The organism is Propionispora hippei DSM 15287, assembly GCF_900141835.1.
Taxonomy (GTDB): Bacteria; Bacillota; Negativicutes; order Propionisporales; family Propionisporaceae; genus Propionispora; species Propionispora hippei.
Genome location: NZ_FQZD01000023.1, coordinates 13,850 through 38,458, shown reverse-complemented (window position 1 = coordinate 38,458; position 24,609 = coordinate 13,850). Strand labels below are relative to the sequence as shown.

Below are 24,609 nucleotides of genomic sequence, written 5' to 3'. Positions count from 1 at the left end.
GGTGGAACGGATGAGGTATTGGCAGAAAGTTAACAAAACCGTAACATTCGCTTAACACAGGCCAGTTGGGCATGCTTTACAATGAGAACATAGCCAAAAAAATAGGAGGTCTCATTTGATGAAACTTGTTCAGAAGTCAAAGGCTTTGGCCGCTTTGTTGGGTCTTGTTCTAAGTATGAGTGTGATTGCAGGCTGCGGTAGCTCGGGGGCAGGCACTGAAGGAAAAAGCCAGCCGGCTGAGGCTAAAGTGGAAGGTACGGTAACGGCCTCAGGTTCGACGGCGTTGCTGCCACTTCTCAAACCAGCCCAGGAGGAATTCCAGAAAAAACATGACAAGGTGACGATCAATATCGCCGGCGGCGGCTCCTTCACCGGGATGAATCAGGTTGCGGCAGGTTCGGTGAATATCGGCAACTCCGATGTTGATCTGCCGGCTGAATATAAAGATAAAGGCCTGGTTGATCATCAGGTCGCAGTAGCACCGTTCGTATTTATTGCCAATCAGGATGTGACTCTGGATAATCTGACAAAACAGCAATATGTCGATATTCTGACCGGTAAAATTACTAATTGGAAAGATGTGGGCGGCAAGGATGAAAAAATCACCTTGATTCACCGGGCTAAATCCTCCGGTTCCCGCGCTACCATCAGTGATCTGGTACTGAAAGGTGCCGCTTTTACTGACAATGCCGTTATTCAGGATTCTAACGGTGCGGTTCGTTCGGCGATTGCCAGCACACCCGGTGCTATCGGCTACGTTGACGCCGCTTACGCCGACAACACGGTGAAAGCCTTGGCGGTAGACGGTGTAAAGTACAGCCCTGATGCGGTTATCGGCGGCAAGTACACTATCTTTGCCTATGAGCATATGTATACCAAGGGGGAAGCCACCGGTGCGGTGAAAGCCTTCATTGACTATGTTATGAGCAAAGAATTCCAGGAAACCTATGTAGAGAAAAACGGTTTTATTCCTATCACCAAAGTGAAGAAATAAGCGCTTTCTTCGAAAACAGGCCATACCTTCTGGTGGCCTGTTTTTTATTTAACAGAAACTTTACAAAGCGTTAACAAATTGCCCTGACCCGGTGCTTTATAATGAACACAAGAGAAATATAAGGATGTGAGGTCATGGAGTTGGCAGAGAACTGTGTAACAGTAGAAGATAGAGAACATAAATGGAAACTTCTCTGTGATAAATATGTCCGGTACTTATTTGTTGCCAGTGCCGGCTTAATGGCGGTTATTATCTTGTCGATCATTCTGTTTATCGGGCAGCAGGGGCTGCTCACCTTTAAGGAAGTCAGTCCCAGCGAGTTTTTCCTTTCAACAAAATGGGACCCGAGCGAAGGCAGTTATGGTGCGTTTAGCTTCATTGCCGGGTCGGTGCTCGTCACGCTGCTGGCAATCGTGCTGGGCGCGCCGCTAGGTTTGGCGGGAGCCATGTTCATGGCCAAGATTGCTCCGGCGCGGCTGAGAAATTTCATGCGGCCCGCCACTGATCTGTACGTGGCCATACCTTCCGTGGTTTATGGCTTTGTGGGGCTGACCATCCTGGTGCCCTTTATCCGGGAAACCTTTCATGCCAGTTCCGGTTTTGGTCTGTTGGCTGCGGCCGTGATTCTGGCGGTTATGATATTACCGACAATTATCAGCATTTCGGAGGACGCATTGCGGGCGGTGCCCCGTACGCTGGAGGAGGCCTCCCTGGCCCTGGGCGCGACCCGTTGGCAGACACTATGGAAGGTACTGGTGCCGGCCGCCTTGCCGGGTATTTTAACCTCGGTTATCTTAGCCATGGCCCGGGCTATCGGTGAGACGATGGCAGTACAAATGGTCATCGGGAATACGCCGCAATTGGCAAAGTCGCTGTTTATGCCTACGGCCACTTTACCCAGTGAGATTGTTGTGGAAATGGGCAACACGCCGTTTGGTTCGGCCTGGGGTAATTCACTGTTTTTGATGGCGTTGGTGTTGCTTTTACTGTCATTGGGGATGATTCTGGTTATTCGCCGGATTGCCAAAGAAAGGGTGGGCTGAGATGAACGGAACATACGCTAAGAGGTCTTACTTGATCAACCATTTGGCGACGGCAGTGATGTGGGGAGCAGGTCTGCTGATCATGGGCATTCTGGCAGTTTTTTTGCTGTACATTTTATATCAAGGAGCTCCCGTGTTGTCCTGGAATTTTATTACCGGCCGGTCGAGTGATATTAATGTGGGCGGCGGTGTGGGAGCGCAGTTTTTTAACTCCTTTTATATTTTGGTGCTGTCCCTGCTCTTTTCAATTCCGGTTGCCATTGGTGCGGGGGTCTATCTGGCCGAATACGCCAGAAACAGCCGTCTTACCGATATGATCCGTCTTAGTACCGAAAGCCTGGCGACTGTACCATCCATTGTCCTAGGCTTGTTCGGCATGATTATTTTTGTGAATATGCTGGGAGTTGGTTTCAGTATTATCGGGGGTTCGCTTACCCTTATGCTGCTCAATCTGCCTGTGCTGGTGCGGGTAACGGAAGAGTCGATCCGCACCGTACCGGTTTCTTACCGGGAAGCCAGCCTGGCGCTGGGCGCTACCAAGTGGCAGACTATCTGGCGGGTTGTGCTGCCCAATGCTCTGCCGGGAATTATCACGGGTATTACGCTGACGGCAGGACGGGCCCTCGGTGAGACGGCTATTTTGATATTTACCGCCGGTACGACCGTAGCCCGTCAGATTCCCAATTTTGATGTGACGGCGGCCGGCGAAACACTGGCGGTGCATATGTGGTATGTTATGGCGGTCGGCCTGGTGCCAGACCGGATGGAGATTGCCAATGGTATTGGCGCGCTGCTGATTATCACTATTCTAGCCTTTAACCTGATGTTTACTATTCCGGGACAGCTTTTGCAGAAAAAGCTGAGTGCCGGAAAGCATTAATAAAAAGAATAGCCGACTTTATAACAACAGGGGCAGGGACTATAAAAGGGTCCCTGTCCCTGTTGTTATGTTAATATGAGCGAAAGATTAACACGATGTTAAGTCTTTGTTAAATATGATGTATTGCTATAGGTGGGTAAAGAAAAAAATGGTAATATGTAAACGAACATACATGGATTAGGGGGCACGGGGATGAACCGAATCAAACTAGGTCTGAAGAGCATTCGCAGAGGTTTGCCAAACTGCCGGTACGAAAAGGGTAAGCAGGCCGTGCGGCAGTTACTGTCTTCTTTGGTGACGCGGGCCACAGGTTTTATTGTTCTCATCTGCTCTTTGGCGATGCTGCTGACCGGCTGGTATTTTGCCGCGCAGACCATGTCCAGCCTGCAAAACGCTGCTGTAGATAAAAACAATAAAGTAGCTGAACGCGTGGCCAGTGATATCGGCCGGTATTTGCAAAGTAAAAAGAATTTTATTACGGTAGCCGGGGCTTATCAGGGGCTGCGGACGATGCAGCCTGAGGCTATCCGGCAGTATCTGGAGACGATTCAGGCCTACTATGGCGGTAATGATCCTTTATTCGTGGCTAGGCCTGACGGCAGCCTGATATGGTCGACCCAGCCGCTGAGCATGACGTCGCTGGCAGATGCCGGCTATTTTAAAACAGCCTTGCAGGGGGGGACGCAAATCTCGGAGCCTGTGGCCGGACCCAATCAGCAGTTGCAACTGGTTGGAACCACGCCTGTATACGGCAGCGGCAACCAGGTGGCAGGCGTGCTGGGAGCACATATTTCGCTGAATACCCTCTATACCATGGTGGAGGAGGTATTAGCCCAGAATCCGGGCTATGCCGTCATTATTGTTGATCACGGGCAAGTACCGCTCTTTTATCAAAGCGATTCGTCGGCGGTCATTGAACGCAAGGTGCTGTCCGACGATTTTTATAAAAAAGCGGTAACCGAAGAAACCGGTGATACCATCGGTGTTTTCCGGGGTCAGGAATATTTGATCTCTTACCGGCCGATTGCCAATACTCCCTGGCTGGCTATTGCAGCCTATCCGAAAGAGCTGGCCTTAACAGAAGCCTACACAACGGTGCGGCATAGCATCTTTGTGACAGCGGCGATTACCCTCGTTTTTGTGGTGCTTGGTTTTTTTGCTATCCGCAAAACACTGCTGCCGCTTAAAAAACTGCAGCAGGCGGTAGAAAGGGTTGCCGGCGGTGATTTGACCCATCAACTGGACAATAGGAATCATGATGAACTGGGACGTGTGGCGGGTGGGTTCAATCAAATGACGGCTAATTTGCGGCAAATTGTTCTGTCGGTAAAGGAAACAGCCGTACTGGTCCTGGGATCCTCCGGCCAGGTGGGACAGGCTGCTGGACAGGCTAAGTCGGCCAGCAGTCATGTGGCAGAATCGATTGTACATATTGCCGGCCAGATGGAACAACAGAGCCGCGATACCGAAACTACTGAGGCTTTGCTGCATGAGTTGGTCGGTGTGACCCGGACGGTAACGGAAAGTATTCAGGAGGTTGCCCGTTCGACCGAAGTTTGCGCCGCTGCGGCACTGGAAGGCCAGTCGGTGATTGAACAAACGACCGGGACGATGGATCAGATTAAGCTGTTGGCCGACAAAACAGGAAAGACGGTTACCGGACTGGTTGCCTGCACCAAGGAGATCGGCCAGGTTACTCATATTATCAAGGAAATCGCCGATCAGACCAATCTGTTGGCGCTTAACGCAGCCATTGAGGCGGCCCGGGCCGGTCAGGCCGGGCGGGGCTTTGCCGTGGTAGCGGAGGAAGTGCGAAAACTGGCGGAGCAGTCGACACAGGCCACCGGCCGGATTGCCGATATTATCAGCCGGATTCACCATGAGGCGGAGGATGCTGTCAGTGCAATGGAGCAAAGTCGCAGTTATGTGGATAAAGGGGTGGTTATCACCCAGCAGAGCGGCGTTGCCTTTACCAAAATTGTGGAAGATATTGAGTATGTCAGATCGCAGGCCCGGACGATTACCCAGGAAACCGATGCGCAGATGCTGCTATGCGGTCAAGCCATTGAGGCCGTAACCCATATTACCGAACTGGCGGCCGGCAATACCGGCAGTACGCAGGAAATTGCCGCCGTTTCCCAGCAGCAGGCAGCCGCGGCTCATCGAATTACCGATGCGGTAGATAGGCTGCAAAGCATGGCTGCCAATCTGGAGTCCATGGTACGTCAATTTACGGTGTAAAAATTGGCGAGTAGTGATAAAATTCTCGTATCGTTGTCATACTAATAGCAGATAATTGCTAAGGAGGCAGTGATATGCAGAAGATGAAACCGATATATGTCAAGCTATGGATTGTGCTTGCCGCCATCCTGCTGCTCAGCGGCTGTTCCTGGTCGAAGTCGCCCCAGCAAAAGCCGGAACAAAAGCCGCCGGCGCCCCAGCAGCAAACGGCTCAAGGGACCGAACCGACCATCACCGTGTATATGCATGAAACCGGTGAGAAACGCTCCATGAAAATGGAAGACTATATTGCCGGTGTGGTGGCTGGTGAGATGAAGAATGACTGGCCCTTGGAAGCACTGGCTACACAGGCGATTTTGGCCAGGACTTTTACCCTGCAGGCTATTGAGGAAAAGGGCGGCGTACCTGACCGGGGAACGCAGGCCTCGACCGATATTAAGGAATTTCAGGCTTATGACGCCCAAGCGGTCAACGATCAGGTAAAAAAAGCCGTGGATATGACCCGCGGCCAAATCATTACCTACCAGGGTAAGCCGATTCATGCCTGGTTTCATGCCAGTGCCGGCGGTATAACGGCCACCGCTAAAGAAGGCCTGGATTTTAAAGAGGATGAGCCGCCGTATATCACCAGTGTACAATCGCCGGACGATCTGGCTCCCGCCGATGTGCAAAACTGGACAGCCGAGTTTACCAAGCAGGAAGTCATGGATGTATTGCACGGTCTGGGTAAGGATGTGACCAGCCTGGATAATCTGCAAATCGGAAAGAAAGGTCCTTCCGGCCGGGCGCTGACGCTGCTGGTCAACGGAACTATTGAGGTTTCAGGACCGGAAATGCGCATCGGGCTGGGCAGCAGCAAGCTAAAGTCCATGTTGCTTGATAAGATTGAGCTGACAGGCAATAGCGTTCGCTTTACCGGCAAAGGCTACGGTCACGGCGTAGGCATCTCTCAATGGGGAGCCAACAAAATGGCCCAAGAAGGCAAAAAGGCACAAGATATCATCGGACATTACTTTAAGGATGTTACCATCGAAAAACGGTGGGAGTAAGCGTTAACTCAAGCTATAGAGGCTATTGCGGTTTTTTAATGCAATAGCCTCTTTTTTATGAGAAGATAGCGGTCAGCGTCAATCAAGCAGGCTCGGGGAGGATCGTACCTTAACAACACTTCAACGCTGTCGCTGACTTACGCTTGTGTTAAGATACGGCCCTCCCCGGGTGATAATAGTTTGCGCAGCACTTTTTAGCGCCTATTGGAGGATAGTTTCACTTATTTAACTGTCAATCCATTAACTTGCGTCGTTCCTGATGGCCGTTACGGAAAAAGGCGGTCCGCAGGATGAAAAAGGAATGCCTTCCGTTAAGAAAATCCGTCTGTTTGAGCGAAGCGAGTTTCGGATTTTTAGGAAGGTGCTCCTTTTTCAAGCCTTTTGGAGTGTCTGGCCTAGATTTTTTTGCCCCTTTTTGTATCATGACAAAAAGGGGAACAGATGATTAGGGCAGTTTATCTCAGTAAGCAGGCCTGGAAAGGATGGTATCTTAACAATGCGGGAGTGCTGTCGCTGACTTACGCTTAGGTTAAGATACGACCTTCTCCGGGTGCTGGTAGTTTGCTCAGTACTTTTTAGCTCCCATTGCAGAATACCCTTAAGTTTAAGAAAGAAAAAGGGAAGTGGGTAAGAACAAATATTAAATGATAAAAAGAAAAGTAATAGAATACATTGTCCCTGCATATACATCACTAAGTCGATGGATCATCGGGGAGGGAAAGGTATGCCGGTTGATAATAGAACACCGAAGTGGCAGCATCAACTGCGGTTAGTGGAAAGGGAGGAATTGGAGGTCGAAGGCGTGGTAAGCCTGGGCAGCTATGATGAAAATGAGATGATCATGGAAACCGAGCAGGGCCTGCTGTCGATTAAAGGAGAGCATCTCAACATCAAACAGCTTAATCTGGAGCAAGGGAGCCTGGTGGTGGAGGGACTGGTCAAGAGCATTAGCTATGATGACGGCGGACACCAGAAGAAAGGGCTGTTGGAAAGGTTTTTAAAATAGACGGTTATTCCCGGCAGACAGGGGAGGAATGGGCTTGCGGAGCAGATTGCTAAAGACATGGCGCTTTCTGGTCTGGCTGCTGCTGGCTGAGCTGCTGGCGTACGGCGTGTTGCATACAGCTGTGCTGGGATACCGGACCCTAAGCTGGCGGCATTTTAATGACCGGGCAGCGGCGCCGGGGCAGCCGGTGCCGGCGGACATCCCCTATGCCGGACTGATCAATCAGACGGCTGGAGCGACCGGCGTCAATCCGGAACTGGTGGCTGGTGTGATTTTCGCTGAAAGTTCCTTCAATCCGCAGGCGGTGTCCCCGACAGGAGCCAGGGGGCTGATGCAAGTCATGCCGGAAACCTGGCGGCAAATCAACAGTGAGATTCATGCTACAGGCGGACGGAGCGATGAAGCCTGCTACTTTGATCCGGCGATAAATATACGGATCGGCACAGTGTATTTGAGCCGCCTGCTGGAGCGGTATAAGGGTAATGCCGTACAAGCACTGGCGGCATATAATGCCGGACCGCAGGATGTGGATGACTACGGCGGCGTACCGCCCTATGATGAAACCAGACAGTATCTGTCCCGGATTGCGCGGTACTCTTCCGAACTGCGGCAAGAGCCGCTTATCTGGCCAGGCGATGGCTTGACCGCCCTTTGGCTGCCGCTGCACCTGCTGACAGGGGCAACGCTGCTGCTTTTGGTGTATCAGGGGCGCCAACTGCGTACCAGGTATAAATCCTGGCGGTGGTATTAGGGTAAGGGGTGAGACTATGGAATTGAGCGGGCAGGCTGCAGTGTTTAGTGTCATGACGGCAACAGGCTTCCTGCTAGGCATTTTATTTGACGGTTACCGGGTTTTGCGGGGAACTTTCAGGTTGAAAAAATGGAGTACGGCACTGGCCGATTTTTTATACTGGCTGGTTGCAACCGCTGTGGTTTTCGGCATCCTGCTGTTCACCAACGGCGGTGAACTCAGGCTATATGTCTTTATCGGCTTATTTACCGGTGCCGCCCTCTACTATCGTTTGGCCAGCTCCTTCGTCATTCGGCTGTTGTTGCAGGGGCTCCGGCTGACCGGTGCCGGTCTCAGGTACCTGAAACTGTTGCTGTTCTGGCTGGTAGTAAAACCGGTGGCTATCCTGTTTGGAGCACTGGTCTTTCCCTTTCTGTTTACTGGGCGCCGGCTGGCGGCTGCGGGGCGGAGCGCCGGGCGATATTGCCGCAGCTGTAGACCCTGGCGCTTAAACAAGCGGCCGCCGGAGAAGTAGTTTTCTAATAACAGGCGTCCGGAGTGGCAGGAAAATGGGGCGGCCTGGCGAATATAGGCAAAAGCGAATGCTGTATTGCCTTTTGCCGGCGGCCCCGTGACGCCGGAAATTATCAATGATGGTGGTGCTGAAAGTGATCAAGCAGCGGCCGAAATACCGGCTGAAATGGTTTAGGCTGGTCGTTGTCGGACTGATTGTGTATTTTGCCTATCTTTCTTTTGGACAACAATCTCAGATTAATGCGATCAACCAGGAGCTTGAGGCGACGAAAGCCAAGCTGGCAGACGCCGACAAGCGTCACGTCGAGCTGACGGAGGAACGTAACCGCCTGAATGACCGGGCCTATATTGAGAAGCTGGCCCGGGAGGAACTGGGTTTGGTAAAACCGGGAGAAGTGCCTTATGTTCCGGCCAGGGAATAAGGGTAGGATGTGTTTTCATACTATCCGAAATGCCTCATGACGATGCTTTTGTGCCGTATTTTGTTAACCTGTTACGAAATAGGGGCCGCTGGTTTTGCAGCCTGCTGTCTCGTTTGACGGAATAATTTCTCGCCATGGATTATTCCGTTAGTTTGGAAACGCGCCCTGTTATTGTTATAAGATTGTTAATTGTAACAGTATTTCTTGACACCTTTTCACCGTGAAGAGTATAATATGTTTGCAAAACGAGTTATTTAAGGGAGGATATTTGTTAGTATGTCCATTGAAATTGGCAGTGTGGTAGAGGGCGTTGTAACCGGGATTACAAATTTCGGGGCGTTTGTTGAACTGCCTGGAGGAAAAGTCGGTCTCATCCATATTTCTGAAGTCGCCGATGTATATGTCCGCGATGTAAAAGATTTTCTCAAGGAACAGGATAAGGTAAAGGTCAAAGTGCTGTCGGTTGATGAGCGAGGTAAAATCGGCTTGTCCATCAAACAGTTGCAAGCGCCAAATCCTAATGCCGCTGTAGGCCCCAAACGAGTATACGCCAATGATAATCGGCGCCCTGCCAATGACAATCGGCGTCCCAACAAGTTTAACACCGTTTCTTTTGAGGATAAGCTGAACAAGTTTCTGAAAGACAGCGATGAACGGTTAAGTGATCTTAAGCGCAACACGGAATCAAAGCGTGGTGGCCGTGGCGCTGCCCGCCGAGCGGAATAAAAGACGGAACCTTCCTGAGGGAAGGTTCTTTTTTTGTATCGAAAATCTGTTACGGAATAAAGTAAAGCGGCGAAGCCTGTATCTGTTTTTTAGCGAAATACAGGCGCAAGCCTTAGCTGTTTTGTATTTGTATCGACAATTTACTCAGCCGTTTCCTGGAGCTGCCGCTGCTGATTAATGGCGGTCATGGATATATTTGTATTTTTCGCTTGTCATATGTCGGAATATTTTTCCAGTTGGGCGACTTGTTCAGACAAAGATTGGATACTCCTTTTTGTAAAATGATAGTACAGATGAGCGTCTCTGGACAACCCTAAGCCTGTAATGCTGACGGTCTATATTTCGTAACACTGCGTTGTCGTCAGACGGCATACGTCCGGTATGCCTCTTTCTTTCGCCTTGTGTTGTGAAACATAGCCGCCATCATTCTGTCGTTTTAGAATTGCCAAGAGACTAGATAGCAGAGGTGGAGGTTCTTATGTCGAAAGTAACAGTAGCTTCTTTGCCGGATAAAGCCGTAGGGCTGCCGGAAATGGCCGAACAGGTCAGTGCAGTGCCTGCTATAAAGCAAGGAATGACAGAAAGTTTCAAGGTAGGACGCCGGTTGGTTAGGCGTTTTGCGGTGATGCTGACGGCGGAGTACTTATTTGTTGCCGTACTGGCTTTCTTGTTGTCAAGAGTCAGTATTCTCGGCGAAATTTCCCCCTTCGGACTGGCCTTTTTCGCGGCAACTGCTCAATTTTTGCCCAGCCAGGCTTTAGGGGCCGGGTTTTGGGTAATAGTGGGGAGCCTGTCGGCCGGACACTATTCGGAGGCGTCGGTTTACGGGTTGTCAGTATTGCTTTATTTTTTGCTGGCGGACAAGCTTACGCTGCTGCATCGGAAATTTCTGGCCGTTCCGTTGTTTCTGATGGGCACGGTATTGTTCGGTGGACTGGGACTTGCTTATATGAACCTACCGGTTGTTACCTTGTATACGGTATTGGAGATTTGTTTGGAGGCCGCCATGTGTATGTTGCTGGCCTACGCGTTTTTATACGCCTTTCCGGTTTTGCAGGCAGCGCCGGCAAGCGCCGGCCGGCAGCTCAGTCAGGAAACCTTCATGTGTCTGGTTGTCTTGTTGGCGATTGCTACCAGCGGCTTGGACGGCTGGTGGTTATTGGATTACAATGTACGCAATATGGCCGGCAGTCTGCTGATTATGATCCTGGCCCTGGCGGGTGGACCGGGAGCCGGTGCCGCTGCCGGAACCGTGCTTGGTCTGGCCGCCGGATTGCTGGACGGCGCGGTGCTGCATGTGGCGTATTATGCCCTGGCCGGGGCTTTTGCCGGTGTTTTTCGTAAATTTGGTAAATTTGCCGTTATTTTAGGCTTTGAAACAGGCAGTCTGTTGACCATATTATTTTTTGGACAAGCTGCTGAACTGTTAAATGTATTAAGTGAATCTGCCTTGGCTGCGATTCCTTTTATCTGCCTGCCCATGAGCTGGCTGGGAGAATGGACGGCACGCTTTGTGCCGCGGGGAGAAGGGGCAAAACCGTCGCCAAAAATTAACGAGGCGGCGGCTAAGCTGACTCATGTAGCTGATTTATTTCAGGAACTGGCAGTGACCATCAACCGGGTTAGCGAGCCGCGATCGGAACAGTTTCGGGAAGAGGCTACTGCCAAGATGCTGGCGGCCATTGATGAACAGGTTTGTGGGGCCTGCGCCCAGCGGGCCAATTGCTGGGAAGTTGATTTCTACCGGACAAGTCAGGTGATTAGTGAGGTGATTCTGTCTGGGGAAGCTATTGCGGGCAGTACATTGCCGCCTCATTTGCGCAGCGTATGCATTAAACAACGGGAACTGGCAGCGGCTATTGCTGCAGTGGCTGAACAGTGTGGCGGCAGTGGCGGCAGCCGTTACAAGCTGGCCGGCCAGCGGCAGTTGGTGGCCGAACAAATGAAAGCGATTGCCAATATTGTGGGCAACCTGGCGCAGGAAGTGGTCAGGGAAACAAATGATGACCGAAAAGCAGCGGCGTTGCTGGCGTCAAAAGCAGCCGAGGCGGGCTGCCCCGTGACCGGTGTGAAAGTGAATGGCCGCCAGGGAACACTGTGTATCCGGCTGGAAAAGCAGCCTTGTCAGGACCGGCAGGAATGCCGACAGGTTATTTTGCCGTTGGCCGCCAATTTGCTGCAGGAACGAATGGTGCTGCGGACTCAGTGTGGCCATGCCCTGCGACACAAACCCTGCCAAATCACGCTTCAGCCGGCCAAGCGCTTTACCGTACAGGCCGGTATGGCCAGCTTGTCCAAGGAAGCACAGCAGGTCTGCGGCGACACCTGTTCCGTTACCCATCTGCCGCAAGGAAAAACGCTGCTGCTGCTAAGCGACGGCATGGGAAGTGGCAGTCAGGCAGCGAAGGAAAGTTCTCTGGCGGTACAACTTATGGAAAAGCTGCTGACTGCCGGTTTTGCTGTGGAATCGGCCATTAGGACAACCAATGCAATGCTGTTGCTGCAAGGACCGGCTGAAAGCTTTGTTACGCTGGATATGGCGATTATTGACACCTACAACGGAGCGGTGGAGTTTCTCAAAATTGGCGCTCCGCCAAGTTTTGTAAAGCGGGTTCATGAAGTAGGTATGATCCGGTCGGCATCGTTGCCAATCGGCATATTGCAGCAGATCGAGATTGAGCCGGTAGAGGCCCAACTGGCGGCAGGCGATATTATTGTCATGGTAAGCGATGGTGTGGCCGATGTGCAGGCGACGGCCGCCGGCAAAGAGAATTGGGTAATTAATTATTTGCGGCGTCTGCGCAGCAGCCAGCCGCAGGAGGTGGCACAGCAGATTTTGGCAGAAGCCAAGCGTTTATCGGGCGGACACCTACGGGATGATATGACGGTGTTGGCCGTCCGGATTGCCGAGTCCAATGCCCTGCAGGGAAAAACAGCCGGATAAACCGGCTGTTTTTCTGTGCCGGGATTTAATAAGCGACGAGGGAGGGAGCCATACTATTTTAGTACCCTCCCTTATTTTGTACGGTCAGGACCCGCGAGTGGTTGTGAAGCCTGTGAACGTGATCATTTGGCACATCACTTTGTTTTGTGGACTGTCTTTTCTGCTCATGCCGGCGGTCTTCCCGGGGTCGGGCTGCCGGACCCAGAAGGAAATTCTATAATCTGGGCGAACAGTAATACCAAAGGTGGTGGCAGTGTGGAAATTCCCTTGGAAAAGATTGTTCTGTTGGCGGCGCTGGCCGGCGAAGTCCTGCTAAAAAACGGCGGCGAGACCCGGCGGGTGGAAGAAACGATGGAGCATATGGCCAGGGCCTGTGGCGCGGCCGGTGTGGAGAGCTTTGTCATTCCGACAGGGGTCTTTCTGACGGTAAGCGATGCGTCAGGCCAGTCGCTGACAATGATTCGCCGGGTCAGGGACCGGACGATCAACCTGGACCGCATTGCCAAGGTGAATGAGCTGTCCCGCCGTCTGGTGGAACGGCGCATTGATCCTGGCAGCGCCAAAGCCATCCTGCTGCGCATCTCCCAGGAACGGAGCGGATTTTCCTTGCCGACTTCCATAGCTGCGTCGGGCGCCATCGGGGCGACGACCGCCGTTCTGCAGGCAGGCGGCTTTTTTGAGATTGGGGCGGCTTTTGTGGCCGCCGGCGCGGTACGCTATATCGCCCATGTTGTTTCCCGGCTGCAGGGAACGCCGGTAGCTTATGAATTTTTAGGCGGCGCAGTAGTGGCGGTGATTGGTTCGGTTTTATACTATTACTGGCCCCAGTTGGGCCGTGACAGCATTATTATCGGCGGCATTATGCCCCTGGTGCCAGGGATGGCGATTACCAATGCGCTGCGTGATTTCATTGTCGGTGATCTGGTGAGCGGCTTGTCACGGGGTATGGAAGCCCTGCTAACGGCGGTGGCGGTAGCCATGGGCGTTTTTATCGTCCTGGCGACGGTCCTGTGAAAAAGCGGTGAAAGGGAAGGTAGTATGGTTATTTTTAAATTGGTGGCGGTGTTTCTAATGTCTGTTTCTGTCGGGGTGTTGTACCGGATTCCGCGTAGTCTGTTGCTATATGCCGGCGGCGTTGGCGTGGCCGCCTGGGGGGTTATGTATCTGGCGGGACTGGCGGGAGCCAACCCGATAATGGCTAATTTCTTGGCCAGCATTGTCATCGGCGTATCGGCCGAGTTATTGGCCCGGCTGCTAAAGAAACCGGCAACCATCTTTATTATTCCCGCCTTTTTCCCCCTGGTGCCGGGCAGCGAAGCCTATACGACCATGCTATATATGGTAAAGGGACACTACGTAGACGGGGTATCCATGGCTATGCGTACCGTTTTAACGGGCGCCGCCATTGCTTTCGGCATTTTTTCCAGTTCTACCGTCTATCGCCTGGTGATAAATTATAATAAATTAGGGCGTGTCGGAAAGCTGCCGAAATAATCCGGCTAGTTTTTTGACACGCTCTAGAGGAGAAGCCGGTCGTATGATAAAAAAAGTTAAACAATACATAGAAAGTCATTCGCTGCTGCGATCCGGCGATACCATTCTGCTGGCCTGCTCCGGCGGTCCGGACTCACTGGCGTTGCTGCATATCCTGCAAGCTTTTCGTTCAACCTATGGTATTGAACTGGTGGCGGCCCATATGGACCATATGATCCGGGGGGCCGAGTCGGCGGCAGACGCGCAGTTTGTCGCCGATTTCTGCCGGCAACGGGATATCCGTTGCTATAGCACGGCGCTAGACGTTCCGGCTTTGGCCGCCGGCTCCGGACATTCTCTGGAGGAGACGGCAAGGTTCCTAAGATACCGGTATTTGCGGGAAGTTGCCGCCGAGGTCAAAGCGGCAGCTATTGCCACAGGCCATCACCGGGACGATCAGGCTGAGACGGTACTTATCCATCTTTTACGGGGCGCGGGCAGCGACGGACTGGCGGGTATGCTGCCGGCCGGCAACGGAATTATCCGGCCACTGCTGGCGGTAACCCGGTCTGAGATTGAGGCCTACTGCCGGGAGCACAAACTGCCGGCTCGCACGGACAGCACCAACCGGCAAACCGATTATCTGCGCAATTCCATACGTCTGGAACTGCTGCCTTGGCTGGAGGAACGCTATAATCCGGCAATTAAGGAGTCTTTGTGCCGCACGGCGGCGATCATTGGCGAGGAGCACGCATTTGTCCGGGCGGCAGCCGAACAGATCTGGAAGGAAACGGTACAAACCGAGCCGGAGGTGTTCGCCCTGGACGGACAGAAGTTTGCTGGTCTGCCCTGTGCGCTGCAGCGGGAAGTATTGCGTTTGACAATTGAAAAAAAACAGGGAAATCTAAGAGGAATAAGCTTCTATCATGTGGAAAAAATGATAGAGATGATTTTAACCGGACAGGTAGGCGCCTGCCTGCCGTTGCCCGGCTGCCTTTGGGCACGCAAGACTTACAACGGTCTTGTCATTGGCACTCAGTCCCGACCGCCGGAGCCGGAGATTCCTGCTCCGGTGGACATCCTGCTGAATGTACCGGGCCGCACGGTGGCGGCGGAATTAGGGTGCATAGTTCACGCCCGATTATTGCAAGCTAGTACTGATGACCATTCGTCGCAGAACGCGGTCTTTGATGCCGACAAGCTTGTGCCGCCCTTGGGTATCAGGACGCGTCTGCCGGGAGACCGTTTTGTTCCGTCAGGTATGCGGGGCAGCAAAAAATTGAAGGACTTTTTTATTGACGCCAAGGTAGAGCGTCAACAGCGCGATCAGGTGCCGATCATCTACGATGCAGCAGGAATACTGTGGGTCTGTGGTTTCAGGCAGTCTGAACGGGGCAAAATAGACAGCAATACTCGGAATTTATTGCAGCTAACAATCGAAAAGCAGGGGGAGAAAGATGATACATTCGATGATGGATGATGTGGAAAGAGTGCTGATTAGCACGGAGGAGCTAAAACAGCGGATTGCCGATATGGGAAGGCAGATTTCTCAGGATTATGCGGGCAAGGAAATTTTGATGATTGGCGTACTGCGCGGGGCGGTTATTTTTATGGCCGATCTGGCGCGGGCGATTGATATTCCGGTTGCCATTGATTTTATGGCGGTGTCCAGCTATGGTGCCGGTACGTCCTCCAGCGGCGTGGTGCGTATTTTAAAAGACCTGGATGAAACAGTGGAAGGAAAGCACATACTAGTGGTAGAGGATATCATTGATTCAGGTCTGACCCTAAATTATTTACTGGATAATATCAAATCACGCAAACCGGCCAGTCTCCGGATGTGCACGCTCCTTAACAAACCGGAGCGCCGGAAGGTGAATGTACATATAGATTATAACGGTTTTACCATACCGGATCATTTTGTGGTCGGCTATGGATTGGATTATGCCGAGAAGTACCGTAATCTGCCGTTTATCGGTATCTTGAAACCGGCAGTATATGAACCATAAAATTTGTTAAAAGCTGAAGGCAAAAAATTGTTTAGTAGTGGCAGTTATGGTATAATGTTCTACTATGGAGGTATTTAAACCTCTGAGGAATATCGGTTTTGGGCTCTAGTGAGAGGAGGGCTACTTTTTGAATAAATTTTTTCGTAATGTCAGTTTTTACTTGTTAATTATCATCATTGCCATATCGATAATTGACTACTATTCATCGCGTACCACGAACAAGCAGGAAATCAGCTATACGCAGTTTCTGCAGCAAACAACGGATCAAAAGGTTGAACGTGTAACGATCGTGGACAATACGATTAAAGGTAAGCTTAAGGATGGTCAGGAGTTTACCACAGTTGCACCCAATGATCCTACACTGATTAATACATTACGGGAAAAAAATGTGGATATTAAGGCTGAACAGCCGCCACAGCCACCCTGGTGGACAACAATTTTCTCGTCAATTCTGCCGATGCTGCTCTTGATCGGCGTATGGTTTTTCATTATGCAGCAAACCCAGGGCGGCGGCAACCGGGTGATGTCTTTCGGTAAAAGCCGTGCCAAGCTGCACAGCGAAGACAAGATCAAAGTGACCTTCCACGATGTGGCCGGCGCCGATGAGGCGAAGCAGGAACTGGAAGAGGTCGTCGAGTTTCTGAAGCATCCGAAAAAGTTTAATGATTTAGGAGCGCGTATTCCTAAGGGCGTGTTGCTGTTTGGACCGCCAGGAACAGGTAAAACACTGCTGGCGCGGGCTGTGGCCGGCGAGGCTGGCGTACCGTTTTTCAGCATCAGCGGCTCCGATTTCGTGGAAATGTTTGTCGGTGTCGGTGCGTCCCGGGTGAGGGACTTGTTTGAACAGGCAAAAAAGAATGCTCCGTGCATTGTGTTTATTGATGAAATTGACGCTGTTGGCCGTCAACGCGGCGCCGGTTTGGGCGGCGGACATGACGAGCGCGAACAGACGCTCAATCAGTTGCTGGTGGAAATGGACGGCTTTGGCGTCAATGAGGGAATTATTATTATTGCCGCTACCAACCGTCCCGATATTCTCGATCCGGCACTCTTGCGTCCCGGCCGTTTTGACCGGCAGATTGTGGTCGACCGCCCGGATGTAAAAGGCCGTTCGGAGATTTTGAAAGTCCATACCAAAGGAAAACCGGTGGCCAAGGAGATCAGTTTGGAAGTACTGGCCCGTCGTACGCCCGGCTTTACCGGCGCCGACCTGAGCAATCTGGTTAACGAGGCAGCCCTGTTGGCGGCGCGCCGCAACAAGCGCCGTATTGAAATGCCGGAGCTGGAAGAAGCAGTGGAACGGGTGGTTGCCGGACCGGAACGGAAAAGCAAAGTGATCAGCGACAAGGAAAAGAAGCTTACCGCCTATCATGAAGCCGGGCATGCTTTGATTGGCATGCTGCTGACTCACACCGATCCGGTGCACAAGGTTTCGATTATTCCCCGCGGCCGGGCCGGTGGTTATACACTGATGCTGCCGAAAGAAGACCGTTATTACGCGACCCGTTCGGAGCTCTTAGATCAATTGAAAACCCTGCTGGGTGGCCGGGTGGCAGAGGCCGTTGTTCTGTCCGAGATCAGCACAGGGGCGCAAAACGATCTGGAACGGGCTACCGATCTGGTGCGCAAAATGATTTGCGAGTTCGGTATGAGCGAAGCGCTGGGACCGATTACCTTTGGCCGCCGGCAAGATCAGCAAGTATTTTTGGGTCGTGATATTTCCCGCGACCGCAACTACGGCGAAGAGGTGGCTTCGGCCATAGACCAGGAAGTACGCCGCTTAATTGAGGATGCCTATACCAAGACGGAAGAAATGCTGCGGACCAATATTGATAAGCTGCATTTAATTGCCCAGGCACTCATTGAGCGGGAGACGCTGGAAGCGTCTCAGTTGGAGCAGTTGTTAAAAGAAGGAAAAATTGATGGCGCGGCGGTAGGGGAAGACAAATCGGCTGAATCGGCTGAACCGGCTGCACAGGATAATACCGGCAGTGGTGGTGTGGCAGAGGGACCGAAAATCGTGTACCTTTCCCGCGAACACGGCTGGCAACGTTAATAAGTAACATCATTGTGGAAAAGACTTGCACTATACAAGTCTTTTCTTCTTTATAGGAGGAATTGGCTATGAGTGAAGTATTACTACACTATACCCGCGGTGGCAAGGTGGAATGCCTTCACCGCGGCGATATTGTGGCGGTGGACCGGACAGGACAGGTGCAGTATCAGGTCGGCGATGCCGGACGGAGGATGTTCTGGCGGTCGGCGGCCAAGCCTTTTCAAGTGTTGCCGCTGGTGGAACGGGGCGGTCTGGATAGGTTTAACCTGACAACCAGGGAGCTTGCCATTATGACGGCTTCCCATAGCGGTGAATCGGACCATGTGGAGATCATCAGTCAACTGCTAAGCAAAATCGGTTTGACTACCGAGGCCCTTGCCTGCGGCACGGCCAGACCACTCAGCGGTAAAGCTGCCAGGGAGTTGATGTGCCGGAACCTGCCTTATCAGGCTGTGCACAATCCTTGCTCCGGCAAACATTCCGGCATGCTGGCTTTGGCTGCCTTGCTGGAGGTGCCGCGGGACCGGTATTTTGCCCTGGAACATCCGGTACAGCAATTGATGCTGCAGGCGGTCAGCCGGTCAGCCGGCTTGCCGGTAGCCGAAGTGGAGACAGGCATTGACGGTTGCGGCGTTCCTGTCTTTTACCTGCCTTTACGGAATATGGCGCTGGCTTATGCCAAACTGGCGAATCCGACGGCAGCCGACTGGGGTGAAAGCCAGGCTGCCGTCGTCGCCATCCGGAATGCGATGCTGGCTTATCCTCAGATAGTTGCCGGCACCGGCCGCCTGGACACGGTAATCATGCAAGTCACCAAGGGACGTCTGGCCGCCAAAGTCGGTGCTGAGGCGGTCTATTGTCTGTCGGCGGTAAATGAAGGACTGGGGATAGCGCTCAAAATTGACGATGGTGGTAACGCGCCGATTGCGCCGGTGGTCATTTCTCTTCTGAAAAAGCTGGACTTGATTTCAGCTCAGGAGTTTGAGTTGTTGGCGGCTAAATTTCCCTTTGTGCAAAAAAATCATTGCGGCGATGTTATTGGGACAGTGGAAGCTGTTTTTTGACAGGAAGGCAGTTATCTCTTCTGAAATGAAAAGACAGACCGGCCAAAAGCTAGGCCGGTCTGCGCAGGAACCTGGCGTAAGTCAGGTTCTTTTTTATTGCGTTTGTCTAATTTGGAATGGTTAAAATTAATAGGCTATTCGATCGGTGCCTCCCTGGTGGAAGCCGCCATGGTGTGGGAAAGAGCCTTTTAGATTTTTCATTTCCTGCTTGAATTGTTTGGGGCTGACACCGAGGGTAGTGGCTACCTCCTGCCAGGTATTGTTGATCTTTTTATAAGACAGCACATCGGCGATGGATTTACCTGTATCGTTGCTCAATTGATTGGCGCAGGCGATATCGCGGGGATGATAGCCCTGATTTAAGAGAGTAACGGCTGCTTGCTTGTCAAGACCGGCCTTGGTTAGATGGTTCGCCTGTAAATCTATGCGGGCAGCTTTGATTTGCTGCGGGCTGATTTTCAGGGTATGAGCTACGTCTTGCCAGGAATTGCTGTCGGTTTTAGTTTGTAAAACAGTATCCAGCGAGAGGTTGCCTGCTTTGGCTAAAAAAGCGGCATGCCGGATATCCTTGAAGCTTGTACCATTGTTATAGTATTGCAGGACCGTGTCTTTATCTAGCGAAAAGGTAGTGGCAATGTGTTCGGCTATCTGTTCCGGAGTGAGCTTGTGACGCTGTTCAATCGCCGGGCGATTGGCGCCGTCAGCCGCTTGTACTGTCGGCAACACTGCCAGGCTGCCTACCAGGAAGGTCGCGGCAACCAGACCTGCCATAGCCGTTTGGGAAATTCTTTTTACATTCATGTGAATCCCTCCGTATCATAATTGGGTTCTTTTGTCAGTTTTAGTATAGGCTTCAGATATGACAAAATCATGACAGGAGAGAAATAGAACTTATAATGAGCTTTCCTTGAAAGATTAGAGGAATTGGTGACGGCGGACGCCAACTGGCTGATGTCCGTCAGGTAGGCAACACCGCGATGGCAGAAAAAGCCAGAAACCACATCAAGCTTTTGCTGGAAGTGGTTTCTGGGGGCCGTACTATTCGCTGGCTACGGGAAGCGTAAAGGAGAACGTGCTTCCTTCGTTTACCACACTGTGGACGGCAATGCTGCCGCCCATGGCTTCGACCAGTTTCTTGGTTATTGAAAGGCCCAGTCCGGTGCCGCCGGAATCGCGGGCCCGGGCCGAATCGACCCGATAGAAACGTTCCCAAATATGTGGCAGATCGGCAGGAGCAATACCCGGTCCCCGGTCAGTGAGCGCAATGGAAAGAAATTGAGGGACAGAGCGGGCGGTCAGTGTCAAAGTCGACTGTTTCGGCGCATAACGGATGGCATTGGAGAGCAGGTTGGACAAAACCTGAGAAAGACGGTCTGGATCGGCCCAGACTGGGGAAAGGTCTGCCGGGATATCCACTTCCAACGATAGCGCCTTAGCGGCTAACAGCGAAACGTATTTATCCTGTTCCTGCTCCCAAAACTCCCTTATATCGAGTTTCTGTCGGACAATCGACAGCTCGCCGGCCTCCAGTTGTGCCATATCCAAAAGCTCCCGGATCAGGCGATTGATGCGGTTAGATTCGCCGACGATAGTTTGCAGGTACCGTTCCTGCTGAGCCGGTTTGGCCGCCAGACCATCCAGGATGGTTTCAGCCAGGGCTTGAATTGAGGCCACCGGAGTTTTCAATTCATGGGACACATTGGCGAGAAAATCCCGTCTGTTTTGCTCAGCCCGGGCCAGGGAAGCGGCCATGCTGTTAAAGGTCCTCCCCAGGCCGCCGATTTCGTCATTGCCTGTAGCGGTGGTACGGCTGTTAAAATCCCCTTTGGCAAAATTGCGGGCTGCCCGGCTGATGTCAGCAATCGGTCGGGTCAGATTACGGGAGGTGATGTAGCCTAAGCCTACGGAAATGAAAGCGCCGACTAAGAGTGAGTAGAACATGAGGCGTACCAAACCCTCCGCACTTCGGTTTACTCCGAGGATAGGTGCATATAAGAAGAGGGCGGTGGGGACAATGGTGTCAGGAATAGGAACAGCTACGACGATGGCCGGATCCCGATTCTTTCTTGTTTCGCTTACCCAGGATTGGGGAGTCCCGTTAAATAGCTCCATCATTTCGAGATCGGTCTCGAAGAAGCCGCCGCGGTCCCAATGCTCTGGCGGTGCGCCGGCGATAATCGAACCCTGCTCGTCCATCAGCCAGATGGTCGCACCGGCCAGGTTGCTCATAACATTCATGGTAATATCGCTGGGCAGGCGGCCGTTATATAAGGAAGGGGAGAGCAGAATCACGGTAGCTTCACCTTTTTGCAGTAATTCACGGCGCTTATTGTCGATAAAGTGCCCGCGGACCAGGTAGGACATCAACAGACTGAGAGCCAGTGAACTGATCATGATGACTACTATATGGGAGATCAGCAGCTTGCCGAAAATGGAGCGCATCATTTGGCAGTCACCTCGAACTTGTAGCCTGTCCCCCAGACGGTATGCACGTAAGCATAGTGGGAATGATTGATTTTTTGCCGCAACCGTTTAATGGTGGCATCCACCGTGCGATCATCGCCCTGAAAATCATAGCCCCAGACATTGGTCAATAGCTGTTCGCGGGAAAAAACAATTTTGGGATGGCGGGTGATAAACGAGAGCAGTTCGAATTCTTTTGGTGTCAATGTGACCGACTGACCGTCCACTTCGACGGTTTGTGTAGTGGCGTTGACTAAAAGACCGGGAAACTCAAGGGCGCTGCCGCCGGTTTGCAAAAGGCCGCTTCGCCGCAGGACCGCTTTAACCCGCGCTACCAGCTCTCTGGGACTAAAGGGCTTGGTGATATAATCGTCAGCCCCCAGCGAGAAGCCGGTGATTTTGTCGCTTTCGGCGCTTAGCGCCGTCAGGAAGATGACAGGTACCGTACGTTCGATGCTGCGGCAGATATCCCAGCCGGATAATTTGGGCAGCATAATGTCCAGCAGCAACAAATCAGGTTTTTCGGTTGTTTCAATCGCCATGGCCTGTTCGCCATTGGTAGCCGTATACACGGTAAAGCCTTCCTTTTCCAAATATAACTGCACTACTTCGCAAATATTTATTTCGTCGTCGGCAATCAAAATTTTTAAAGACATTGTGGATCCTCCGTATTGTTCAGTATCGATAAACATGCTATCATAACTTTGTATGCGTTTTTAAAGTAAACTGTTTTTGGGAAGCACTAAATCAGCGATTCTCTTTCTATAGAAGGGAATTAATAATACTATTCTTCGCGCTCGGGTTTTACCACACCTTCTTGAAAATAATGGAAAGAAGGCTACCTGAACGGCTGTGGCGTTAGCCGGCCCGTGAGTAATCGGGCAGGCGGTGGGTAAGGAGGGGTGATTATGCGTTCCAGTATTCTTAATGTATTAAGAAAAAATCAGGGAGAGTATATCTCAGGTGAGGAAATTTCACGGCAGCTCATGGTGTCCCGTACAGCGATCTGGAAACATATCCGGGCGCTAAAGCAGGACGGTTACTTAATTGAGGCACATCCCCGGCGGGGTTACTGCCTGAGTGAATTACCGGATTTGCTGCTGCCTGATGAGATAAAAAATGACTTATCTACGCAGGTACTGGGCAAAGAGATCTACTGGTTTGACAGTATTGACTCCACCAGCAATGAGGCGAAAAAGCTGGCGGCAGCAGGCTGTCCGGAGGGTACTCTGGTGCTGGCGGAAGCCCAGTGCACCGGAAGGGGCCGGCTGGCGCGGGGTTGGTTTTCCCCCAGGGGCAAGGGTATCTGGTTGTCGGTTGTTTTGCGGCCGCCGTTTCAGCCTTATGATGCTCCCAAATGTACGTTGATGACCGCCGTGGCGCTCACCAGGGCTATTCGGCGGGCGACCGGCGTTCCCTGTGGTATTAAGTGGCCTAACGATATTTTATATAACGGGAAAAAAGTAGTGGGTATTTTGACCGAAATGAGTGCGGAAATGGATGCGATTAACTATGTTGTACTTGGCATGGGCACTAACGTGAATATCGCGGCCGACGAATTTCCGGACGAACTGGCCGGTATTGCCACTTCGTTGGCAGAGGCTGCCGGCCGGCCTTTTTGCCGTAAAACACTATTGAAGGAAATACTGGCCGAACTGGAAACGGTCTATCTGGAGGTAAGCAGGAGCGGCTTTGACAGTATCTTAAAAGAGTGGCGCCGGCTGTCGGTTACGCTGGGGCAAACCGTGCAGGTCGTCGGACCGGACAAGCAGTTTAGCGGACTGGCGGTGGATATTGATGCGTCAGGAGCTTTGCTGGTGCAGACGGACGGTTCGCTGGAGACGGTTATTGCCGGCGACGTATCCATCCGGCCGGCAATGTCGGAAAAGAGTAAATAAAGAGAATGTTGGAGGATATATATGCTTTTGGTATTTGATATCGGAAACAGCAATATTGTGTTAGGTCTCTATGATGGTAAGGAATTGCTTCATCACTGGCGTATTTCGACCGACCGCCAGAAAACCGGCGATGAATACGGCATGCTGATTCATAATCTGTTTAGTTTCGCCGGACGCAGTATCAGCGAGGTCCATGCCATCATGATTTCTTCGGTTGTGCCGCCGTTGGTCGTGCCAATCATCAAAATGTGCCAGCGTTACTTCAAAGTGGAACCGCTGGTGGTTGGACCGGGGATTAAAACAGGCATCTGCATTCGCTATGAAAATCCGCGGGAAGTGGGAGCCGACCGGATTGTCAATGCCGTAGCGGCCCACGCCAAGTTTGGCGGACCGCTGATTATCGTCGATTTTGGTACGGCCACGACATTCTGCGCTATTGCGGAAAATGGCGATTATCTCGGTGGCGCCATTGCGCCGGGCATCGGAATTTCCACTGAGGCGCTTTTTCAGCGGGCGGCTAAGTTGCCGCGCATTGAACTGGTTAAACCGAAAAGCGTTATTTGCCGCAACACGGTGGCCAGTATGCAGTCAGGCATTATCTTCGGCTTTGCCGGACAGGTGGATGAGATTGTCCGCCGAATGAAGGTTGAAATGGGACAGGACGCCTATGTCGTCGCCACCGGCGGCTTGGCTAACCTGATCGCCCAGGAGTCGACCAGTATTCAGGTAGTTGAGCATTTTCTGACGCTGGAGGGCCTGCGTATTCTTTACGAACGAAATTCTTAATATAAACCGACAGCGAACGGTGTAAAACGTTGTGCAAGCCGGCAGGGTAGGAGACTACTTTGCCGGCTTCTGTTTTTTTATGCAGGTTAAATTTCTTCCTGCCTTTTTGGACATCATAGAGTAACAAAGAAAAAGGTGGGTTTTTTATAAATGATTTTATTAAAAACATTTGTAAAAAATAAATAGTAAACTAAAGAACGGATTTATTTAGAATGAATTAGTGATAAATCTAAAATTTAAACGAAAGTTAGTTTTAATTTTATTGACTATTTAAAAATCTTACACTATAAT

22 protein-coding genes are annotated in these 24,609 nt (G+C 51.7%); 19 read left to right on the top strand and 3 right to left on the bottom strand.

Annotated features, from left to right (window positions below):
* The first annotated feature begins 118 nt into the window (after nucleotides 1-118).
* From F3H20_RS12990 to F3H20_RS12910, 17 genes are all read left to right on the top strand, one after another.
* Nucleotides 119-994 carry a phosphate ABC transporter substrate-binding protein gene (locus F3H20_RS12990; protein WP_149735347.1) on the top strand — a complete coding sequence of 292 codons (876 nt, stop codon included), beginning with the start codon at nucleotides 119-121 and terminating at the stop codon, nucleotides 992-994.
* Nucleotides 995-1,128: 134 nt separating this feature from the next.
* Nucleotides 1,129-2,037 carry a phosphate ABC transporter permease subunit PstC gene (gene pstC, locus F3H20_RS12985; protein ID WP_149735346.1) on the top strand — a complete coding sequence of 303 codons (909 nt, stop codon included), beginning with the start codon at nucleotides 1,129-1,131 and terminating at the stop codon, nucleotides 2,035-2,037.
* A 1-nt stretch (nucleotide 2,038) separates the two neighbouring features.
* Entirely contained in the window at nucleotides 2,039-2,917 is an 879-nt protein-coding gene (gene pstA, locus F3H20_RS12980; protein WP_149735345.1) for a phosphate ABC transporter permease PstA, read from the top strand.
* A gap of 192 nt (nucleotides 2,918-3,109) precedes the next feature.
* On the top strand, nucleotides 3,110-5,158 hold the full coding sequence (locus F3H20_RS12975; protein WP_149735344.1) for a methyl-accepting chemotaxis protein: 2,049 nt from the start codon (nucleotides 3,110-3,112) through the stop codon (nucleotides 5,156-5,158).
* A 74-nt stretch (nucleotides 5,159-5,232) separates the two neighbouring features.
* On the top strand, nucleotides 5,233-6,207 hold the full coding sequence (locus F3H20_RS12970) for a SpoIID/LytB domain-containing protein (RefSeq protein WP_223191758.1): 975 nt from the start codon (nucleotides 5,233-5,235) through the stop codon (nucleotides 6,205-6,207).
* Between the two features lie 724 nt (nucleotides 6,208-6,931).
* On the top strand, nucleotides 6,932-7,213 hold the full coding sequence (locus F3H20_RS12965) for a YabP/YqfC family sporulation protein (protein ID WP_149735343.1): 282 nt from the start codon (nucleotides 6,932-6,934) through the stop codon (nucleotides 7,211-7,213).
* A 34-nt stretch (nucleotides 7,214-7,247) separates the two neighbouring features.
* Nucleotides 7,248-7,964: a lytic transglycosylase domain-containing protein gene (locus F3H20_RS12960; protein WP_188128323.1), complete on the top strand. Its 717-nt coding sequence runs from the start codon at nucleotides 7,248-7,250 to the stop codon at nucleotides 7,962-7,964.
* Nucleotides 7,965-7,980: 16 nt separating this feature from the next.
* A complete protein-coding gene (yabQ, locus tag F3H20_RS12955; RefSeq protein WP_149735341.1) occupies nucleotides 7,981-8,478 on the top strand; it encodes a spore cortex biosynthesis protein YabQ in 498 nt (165 codons plus the stop codon).
* A gap of 115 nt (nucleotides 8,479-8,593) precedes the next feature.
* Nucleotides 8,594-8,899, top strand: a complete 306-nt coding sequence (locus tag F3H20_RS12950; protein ID WP_223191757.1) for an FtsB family cell division protein — start codon at nucleotides 8,594-8,596, stop codon at nucleotides 8,897-8,899.
* 276 nt (nucleotides 8,900-9,175) lie between these two features.
* Entirely contained in the window at nucleotides 9,176-9,625 is a 450-nt protein-coding gene (locus F3H20_RS12945) for a S1 domain-containing RNA-binding protein (RefSeq protein WP_091745395.1), read from the top strand.
* A gap of 478 nt (nucleotides 9,626-10,103) precedes the next feature.
* Nucleotides 10,104-12,569, top strand: coding sequence for a stage II sporulation protein E (spoIIE, locus tag F3H20_RS12940; RefSeq protein ID WP_149735340.1), 2,466 nt, complete (start codon nucleotides 10,104-10,106; stop codon nucleotides 12,567-12,569).
* A gap of 255 nt (nucleotides 12,570-12,824) precedes the next feature.
* Nucleotides 12,825-13,583, top strand: a complete 759-nt coding sequence (locus F3H20_RS12935) for a threonine/serine exporter family protein (RefSeq protein ID WP_149735339.1) — start codon at nucleotides 12,825-12,827, stop codon at nucleotides 13,581-13,583.
* A 24-nt stretch (nucleotides 13,584-13,607) separates the two neighbouring features.
* A complete protein-coding gene (locus tag F3H20_RS12930; protein ID WP_149735338.1) occupies nucleotides 13,608-14,063 on the top strand; it encodes a threonine/serine exporter family protein in 456 nt (151 codons plus the stop codon).
* A gap of 43 nt (nucleotides 14,064-14,106) precedes the next feature.
* Nucleotides 14,107-15,522 carry a tRNA lysidine(34) synthetase TilS gene (gene tilS, locus F3H20_RS12925; protein WP_149735337.1) on the top strand — a complete coding sequence of 472 codons (1,416 nt, stop codon included), beginning with the start codon at nucleotides 14,107-14,109 and terminating at the stop codon, nucleotides 15,520-15,522.
* Entirely contained in the window at nucleotides 15,512-16,051 is a 540-nt protein-coding gene (gene hpt / locus F3H20_RS12920) for a hypoxanthine phosphoribosyltransferase (protein WP_149735360.1), read from the top strand. Before tilS ends, hpt begins: the two co-directional genes overlap by 11 nt.
* A gap of 127 nt (nucleotides 16,052-16,178) precedes the next feature.
* On the top strand, nucleotides 16,179-18,107 hold the full coding sequence (gene ftsH, locus F3H20_RS12915; protein ID WP_149735336.1) for an ATP-dependent zinc metalloprotease FtsH: 1,929 nt from the start codon (nucleotides 16,179-16,181) through the stop codon (nucleotides 18,105-18,107).
* Nucleotides 18,108-18,175: 68 nt separating this feature from the next.
* Nucleotides 18,176-19,171 carry an asparaginase gene (locus tag F3H20_RS12910; protein ID WP_149735335.1) on the top strand — a complete coding sequence of 332 codons (996 nt, stop codon included), beginning with the start codon at nucleotides 18,176-18,178 and terminating at the stop codon, nucleotides 19,169-19,171.
* A gap of 126 nt (nucleotides 19,172-19,297) precedes the next feature.
* Here the strand turns inward: F3H20_RS12910 and F3H20_RS12905 are convergent, their stop codons facing one another.
* The 3 genes from F3H20_RS12905 to F3H20_RS12895 form a co-directional block, all read right to left on the bottom strand.
* A complete protein-coding gene (locus F3H20_RS12905; protein WP_149735334.1) occupies nucleotides 19,298-19,972 on the bottom strand; it encodes a hypothetical protein in 675 nt (224 codons plus the stop codon).
* Between the two features lie 237 nt (nucleotides 19,973-20,209).
* Nucleotides 20,210-21,616, bottom strand: a complete 1,407-nt coding sequence (locus F3H20_RS12900) for a sensor histidine kinase (protein WP_149735333.1) — start codon at nucleotides 21,614-21,616, stop codon at nucleotides 20,210-20,212.
* Entirely contained in the window at nucleotides 21,613-22,290 is a 678-nt protein-coding gene (locus F3H20_RS12895; protein WP_149735332.1) for a response regulator transcription factor, read from the bottom strand. Before F3H20_RS12895 ends, F3H20_RS12900 begins: the two co-directional genes overlap by 4 nt.
* A gap of 252 nt (nucleotides 22,291-22,542) precedes the next feature.
* Here F3H20_RS12895 and F3H20_RS12890 point away from each other — a divergent pair, with 252 nt between their 5' ends.
* Together F3H20_RS12890 and F3H20_RS12885 are read left to right on the top strand one after the other, a co-directional pair.
* Complete coding sequence (locus F3H20_RS12890; protein WP_149735331.1) at nucleotides 22,543-23,532, top strand: biotin--[acetyl-CoA-carboxylase] ligase; 990 nt, start codon at nucleotides 22,543-22,545, stop codon at nucleotides 23,530-23,532.
* A gap of 21 nt (nucleotides 23,533-23,553) precedes the next feature.
* A complete protein-coding gene (locus F3H20_RS12885) occupies nucleotides 23,554-24,318 on the top strand; it encodes a type III pantothenate kinase (RefSeq protein WP_149735330.1) in 765 nt (254 codons plus the stop codon).
* Nucleotides 24,319-24,609: the final 291 nt, after the last annotated feature.

What these genes read in the sequence shown, in the direction of transcription:
- F3H20_RS12945 (WP_091745395.1), top strand. Translation starts at nt 9,176, where the DNA reads ATGTCCATTGAAATTGGCAGTGTGGTAGAGGGCGTTGTAACCGGGATT.
- F3H20_RS12900 (WP_149735333.1), bottom strand. Translation starts at nt 21,616, where the DNA reads ATGATGCGCTCCATTTTCGGCAAGCTGCTGATCTCCCATATAGTAGTC.
- F3H20_RS12910 (WP_149735335.1), top strand. Translation starts at nt 18,176, where the DNA reads ATGAGTGAAGTATTACTACACTATACCCGCGGTGGCAAGGTGGAATGC.
- spoIIE (WP_149735340.1), top strand. Translation starts at nt 10,104, where the DNA reads ATGTCGAAAGTAACAGTAGCTTCTTTGCCGGATAAAGCCGTAGGGCTG.
- F3H20_RS12990 (WP_149735347.1), top strand. Translation starts at nt 119, where the DNA reads ATGAAACTTGTTCAGAAGTCAAAGGCTTTGGCCGCTTTGTTGGGTCTT.
- hpt (WP_149735360.1), top strand. Translation starts at nt 15,512, where the DNA reads ATGATGGATGATGTGGAAAGAGTGCTGATTAGCACGGAGGAGCTAAAA.
- F3H20_RS12930 (WP_149735338.1), top strand. Translation starts at nt 13,608, where the DNA reads ATGGTTATTTTTAAATTGGTGGCGGTGTTTCTAATGTCTGTTTCTGTC.
- F3H20_RS12970 (WP_223191758.1), top strand. Translation starts at nt 5,233, where the DNA reads ATGCAGAAGATGAAACCGATATATGTCAAGCTATGGATTGTGCTTGCC.
- F3H20_RS12905 (WP_149735334.1), bottom strand. Translation starts at nt 19,972, where the DNA reads ATGAATGTAAAAAGAATTTCCCAAACGGCTATGGCAGGTCTGGTTGCC.
- F3H20_RS12975 (WP_149735344.1), top strand. Translation starts at nt 3,110, where the DNA reads ATGAACCGAATCAAACTAGGTCTGAAGAGCATTCGCAGAGGTTTGCCA.
- F3H20_RS12890 (WP_149735331.1), top strand. Translation starts at nt 22,543, where the DNA reads ATGCGTTCCAGTATTCTTAATGTATTAAGAAAAAATCAGGGAGAGTAT.
- tilS (WP_149735337.1), top strand. Translation starts at nt 14,107, where the DNA reads ATGATAAAAAAAGTTAAACAATACATAGAAAGTCATTCGCTGCTGCGA.
- F3H20_RS12950 (WP_223191757.1), top strand. Translation starts at nt 8,594, where the DNA reads ATGATGGTGGTGCTGAAAGTGATCAAGCAGCGGCCGAAATACCGGCTG.
- yabQ (WP_149735341.1), top strand. Translation starts at nt 7,981, where the DNA reads ATGGAATTGAGCGGGCAGGCTGCAGTGTTTAGTGTCATGACGGCAACA.
- pstC (WP_149735346.1), top strand. Translation starts at nt 1,129, where the DNA reads ATGGAGTTGGCAGAGAACTGTGTAACAGTAGAAGATAGAGAACATAAA.
- F3H20_RS12965 (WP_149735343.1), top strand. Translation starts at nt 6,932, where the DNA reads ATGCCGGTTGATAATAGAACACCGAAGTGGCAGCATCAACTGCGGTTA.
- F3H20_RS12885 (WP_149735330.1), top strand. Translation starts at nt 23,554, where the DNA reads ATGCTTTTGGTATTTGATATCGGAAACAGCAATATTGTGTTAGGTCTC.
- F3H20_RS12895 (WP_149735332.1), bottom strand. Translation starts at nt 22,290, where the DNA reads ATGTCTTTAAAAATTTTGATTGCCGACGACGAAATAAATATTTGCGAA.
- pstA (WP_149735345.1), top strand. Translation starts at nt 2,039, where the DNA reads ATGAACGGAACATACGCTAAGAGGTCTTACTTGATCAACCATTTGGCG.